Source organism: Chitinophaga sp. (assembly GCF_036569125.1).
Taxonomy (GTDB): Bacteria; Bacteroidota; Bacteroidia; order Chitinophagales; family Chitinophagaceae; genus Chitinophaga.
This window is the reverse complement of sequence record NZ_DATCRF010000708.1, coordinates 1-4,895: the sequence shown is the minus strand read 5'-3', so window position 1 is coordinate 4,895 and position 4,895 is coordinate 1. Positions and strand designations below refer to the sequence as shown.

Sequence of the window (4,895 nt, the reverse complement as noted above, 5' to 3'; positions counted from 1 at the left end):
CCGCCACACCGGTACAACCGCAATGGCTGGATTATAATAAAGACATTCAGAAAAGCCAGGTAGGCCCGGCAGAAATACTGTATGTGCAGAACAACGATAACGCGCTGTTCCGCCTCCACTACCGTTTTGATATGGGTAGCTGGAATAACAAAAAGCTGCCCCTGGCCGCGCAGTACCTGCAGTTCCTGGGTACAGACAAGTATACCACAGAGCAGATCAGCAAAGAGTTTTATAACATAGCCTGCAACTTTAATGTAAGCTCCGGTACCGATGTTACTACCATTACCATCTCCGGCCTGCAGGAGAATTTTGATAAAGCTGTAGCGCTGTTTGAGCACCTGCTTACCCATTGTCAGCCCAATGAAGCTGCGCTGGCTGCGTTAAAAGGCCGCCTGCAAAAAGCCCGTACCGATAATAAGCTGAGCAAGGTAGCTATTATGCGTGGCCTGGTGCAGTACGGCATGTATGGTCCTAAAAACCCTTACAACAATCAGCTTAGCCAGGCCGACCTGGATGGCTTAACCTCCGCCGAGCTGGTGGAAATGCTGCACACGCTGCCTTCCTATAAGCACACCATTATTTATTACGGTCCGCAAACACTGGCTGCAGCAGCAGATGCTGTAAAGAAAGTGCATACCATACCCGCCACTTTCCAGGACGCACCGCCGGCCATGAAGTTTGAAAAGAGCACGCAGGCCAGCAACCAGGTACTGTTTGCTGATTACGATATGGTACAGGCAGAAGTGAACTGGGTACGTAACAGCACATCCACTTACAACCCGGAGAACACCGCGGTGATCTCTTTATTCAATAACTACTTTGGCGGCGGCATGGGATCCATCGTGTTCCAGACCATCCGCGAATCCAAAGCGCTGGCATACTCCACCTACGCCTTCTACGTTTCCCCTGATAAAAAGGAGGACCGCTACTCCGTAGTAGCTTATGTAGGCAGCCAGGCCGATAAAATGAATGAAGCCATTACCGGTATGAATGAGCTGCTGAATGATATACCCCGTTCAGACAAGCTGTTTGAAACTGCCCGCGAAAGCATGAAGCAGGACCTGGAAACAGAACGCATTACGCAGGACGGTATCATTATGAGCTACCTGAATGCAAAAAAGCTGGGGCTTGATACTGATTACCGTAAACAGGTATATGCCGCTGTTGACAAGCTGACCTTTGATGATGTGAAGAAGTTCCATGATCAGAACCTGGCCGGCAAACCTTACACCTATTGTATCTTAGGTTCAGAGAAAAAGGTTAGCCAGGACGATCTTAAGAAATACGGCGAAGTGAAAAAAGTAACGCTGGAGGAGCTGTTCGGATACTAAAAAAGCGCAAAGCATAAAGCTGAAAGCATAAAGCAAATGCGAAAAAGCAGAAAGCAAAAAAGGGTTACTATAACCTTTAAGCTTTCTGCTTTTTGCTTTCAGCTTTTCGCGCTCATACAATAAACGCTTTAACAGCATCGTTATCATTGTACTAAATTGCCCTGTGAGATGCCGCGCTACTGTTGGAGTATTTTATTATTACTGCTGATCCCCCTGGCCGGGTTTAATAACGAGAGTGGATTATACACCGTAAAGCTGAACCCTGCAGCCATTGATGCAGACAAAGTTTTTCTGCTGATAGATAAAAGCGATTACAGGATGTACCTGTACGAGGATGTAACGCTCATTAAGATTTATAAAGTAGTATTCGGCAGCCGCGATATGCTGGATAAACAAAGGCAGGGCGACCGGCAAACGCCTGAAGGTACTTTCCATATTTCAAGTAAACGGTATGATGGCCGCTGGAGCCGGTTTATGCTGCTGGATTATCCCAATGAAGTTTCCTGGGCCAAATTCCATCAGCGCCAGCAACAGGGCATTTTGCCTGCCAATGCGGATATTGGCGGCGGCATTGGCATTCATGGCGTGGAGTACGGCTCCGGCATCCGCGATGCGTATGTAGATAGCCGCATTAACTGGACCTTAGGTTGTGTAAGTATGAAGAACGGGGATGTAAATGAGCTGTACGATGTTATTAAAGTAGGCACCCCGGTAGTGATACGCCGCTAAATTTTCTATTGCAAAAAATGGCTCACGGCAGCTTTCCATTTCTCCGGCTCATTCCGGCAAAATGATTGGTGGCCGGATGCTTCAAAGATCACCAGCTGCTTTTGTTTAGTACCCAGCTGCGTATACACGCTGCGCGTTTCATGCTCCATTACGCGTATATCATTTTTGCCCCAGCATAATAAAGTAGGTACCTGTATATCCTTTGCATATTCTGCCGGTTTAAAACCGGCCGCCCAAAAGCCCTGCTCCACACCGCCCCAGAAAGTAACGATCTGCGCCAGCGGCGTACCCGGCATATGCACGGCCCACATACGGCTTTTCACTGCATCTGTTAAAGTAGCAAAAGGCGCTTCCAGCATAATCTTATCCGGCTGTAAATGATATTGCGGCACTGCCTTCAGAATGGCTGCTGCGCCCATGCTCATGCCCCAGAGGGAAATGTGCTGGTAGCCGCAGCTGCGCACATAATTATACGCCAGCTTTACATCCTCCGCCTCTTTATAGCCAATGCTGCATACATAGCCTTCGCTATTGCCATGTGCACGGAAATCCAGCAGAAAGGTATTATACCCCAGCTGCCGGAAATACGCCGCTTCCGCCAGGGGTGAGCTTTTGCTGGCGCCATAGCCATGGAACAGGATAACAGTACCTTTAGCCGGTTGCTGTGCATCTATCCACCAGCCTTCCAGCCGCAGGCCGTTTTTAGTATGCAGGTTAATGGTTTTATAAGGCACTGCCGGCCGATCTCTGTTAACAGATTTTGACAGGTTTACCCCAAACAAAATAATACGTGCTTTTTCCCAGCCGTTCATCTGCTCCGGGCGTTTGTTCCGGTGGCCCGCATCGTCATAAAAATGCGTGAACTTCCAGGCATGAAAGGCCAGGATAATGTTGGAGAGAAGGAAGAATACAAGGACTATTTTTCCTGCGCGTTTCAAAAATCTCATAAGGCAAATGTAAGTATCAGCGGTTTATCTTAACAACCTTCCCCAGGGGAGTAGATCTTATAACATCTTTATAGATGTAAAACGCGGTAAAGGCCGCCCCCAGCTCCATAATAGTGATCAGCACATAGGGGAACCAGAAGGGTACATCCTCAGCGTTTTTCCCGGCAGTTATTCCGCTTATTCTACTCACAAAAACAAGGAATGCAATCATGAGCACAAACAACATCCATACACTGCGTGTACGATTTAATGCGCCGCAAAAAAAGCCGGCCAGGCACAAGGCAATGATCTGCACCGGCAGCAGCCAGTACTGCCATTCCAGGATAGCAGCGGCATGAATGGTGCGCTGCAGGCTAACAATATGCTGCACCATGCGGTCCATAGTTCGGGTATCTTGCGCAGGACCTTTTGCCGCAGCATGTTTGCTGCTATATTGCTCAATATCATCAGGCGTAAGGCCCGCATCCCGGAAACCCTCCATTGCAAAAAGGTTCAATGCCTCTTCTTTTGAGTTAGCATTGCATGCATAGGCAAGCAGCTGTTGCCGGGCGGTATGTATATGCTGCCGCAGCTCCGCCTTCCGGCGGGTTAAAGCAAGCAGGTTATAGGTATTGTTAGTCCTTGCAATTATTGCCGGATCCAGAGTTGCCAAAGGCTCGTCAGGCGCTTTTTGAATAATGCTGTACAACAAGGCGCTTTGCCATAAGAACAGGGCCGGTTTTACAAAAGCAGTGAACAGGAACCCTGCCAGGCTGCATAATATGCTAAAGACCAAAAAAGCGCGAAGTAATCTCAAAGGCAGCTGTCTTCCCAACCTGGCCAGCCGCCAGCCTGCCATGCAGCTTGCAATAAAGCATGCAGCAGCGATCATGGTGATGGCTGCATGGCTAATAGCCATTAGGAACAGTTTGCAGAGGGAAAAAAAGGGAACATTCTTACCTGTTATATCCTCATAATAAGTATTAAAGAAAAGTGCGCATAAAAATACGGAGAGTGCAAAAATTGCTACAACAAAAGGAATGCCCCAGGTATTGACAAACAGTTTACGGATTCTTTTATCCACAGGTATAAGGAATAAGGATTGATAGCAAATATAACTAAAAGGTCATACCAGCTTAACCGGTATGACCTTTTAATACAACTATTTAAATACGATATCCCGGTCCCGTTACACTTGCATCCCCGCAGCACGCTATGGACTATGGACCATCGGCCATGGACTTTTTTACAACCTCCCCCGCTTGATCTCATCCACCACCGCAGGGTCCAGCAGGGTGCTGGTATCGCCCAGGTTGTCCAGCTCATTCTCAGCTATCTTGCGCAAAATGCGGCGCATGATCTTGCCGGAGCGGGTTTTAGGCAGGCCGCTCACAAACTGGATCTTATCCGGTTTGGCAATAGGCCCAATAATGCGGGACACGGTTTGTATGATATCTTTCTTCGTCAGCTCGGCATCTTTTGACGGGGTGGTATCGCAGATCACATAAGCATAAATACCCTGCCCTTTAATATCGTGGGGATAGCCTACTACAGCGCTTTCCACTACGCCGGCGTGCATGTTAATGGCATTTTCCACTTCGGCAGTACCAATACGGTGGCCGCTTACATTCAGCACATCATCCACACGGCCGGTAATGCGGTAATAGCCGTCTTCATCGCGCATACAGCCATCACCGGTAAAGTACAGGTTCTCGTAGGTAGCAAAGTAGGTTTTACGGCAGCGCTCATGATCGCCGTAGGTAGTACGCAGCATACCGGGCCAGGGAAATTTAATGCACAGGTTCCCGTTCACGCCGTTGCCCTGCACCTCTTTACCATTTTCATCCACCAGTATGGGCTGTACACCGGGCAGCGGCAGGGTAGCATAGCCGGGTTTTTCCGGGGTAAT

At 48.6% G+C, this 4,895-nt stretch carries 5 protein-coding genes; 2 read left to right on the top strand and 3 right to left on the bottom strand.

Annotated elements, in window-relative coordinates:
* Both VIM87_RS26295 and VIM87_RS26290 read left to right on the top strand, forming a co-directional pair.
* The coding region (locus VIM87_RS26295) for a M16 family metallopeptidase (protein WP_331999866.1) at window positions 1–1,331 on the top strand (1,331 nt) is incomplete at its 5' end.
* 168 nt (window positions 1,332–1,499) lie between these two features.
* Window positions 1,500–2,060, top strand: coding sequence for a L,D-transpeptidase (locus tag VIM87_RS26290; RefSeq protein WP_331999865.1), 561 nt, complete (start codon window positions 1,500–1,502; stop codon window positions 2,058–2,060).
* A 5-nt stretch (window positions 2,061–2,065) separates the two neighbouring features.
* Here the strand turns inward: VIM87_RS26290 and VIM87_RS26285 are convergent, their stop codons facing one another.
* The 3 genes from VIM87_RS26285 to VIM87_RS26275 form a co-directional block, all read right to left on the bottom strand.
* Window positions 2,066–3,007, bottom strand: a complete 942-nt coding sequence (locus tag VIM87_RS26285) for an alpha/beta hydrolase (protein ID WP_331999864.1) — start codon at window positions 3,005–3,007, stop codon at window positions 2,066–2,068.
* 16 nt (window positions 3,008–3,023) lie between these two features.
* Window positions 3,024–3,905, bottom strand: a complete 882-nt coding sequence (locus tag VIM87_RS26280) for a hypothetical protein (RefSeq protein WP_331999863.1) — start codon at window positions 3,903–3,905, stop codon at window positions 3,024–3,026.
* A gap of 327 nt (window positions 3,906–4,232) precedes the next feature.
* Window positions 4,233–4,895 (bottom strand): AMP-binding enzyme (locus VIM87_RS26275; protein ID WP_414649670.1); only part of this gene is annotated, 663 nt, incomplete at its 5' end.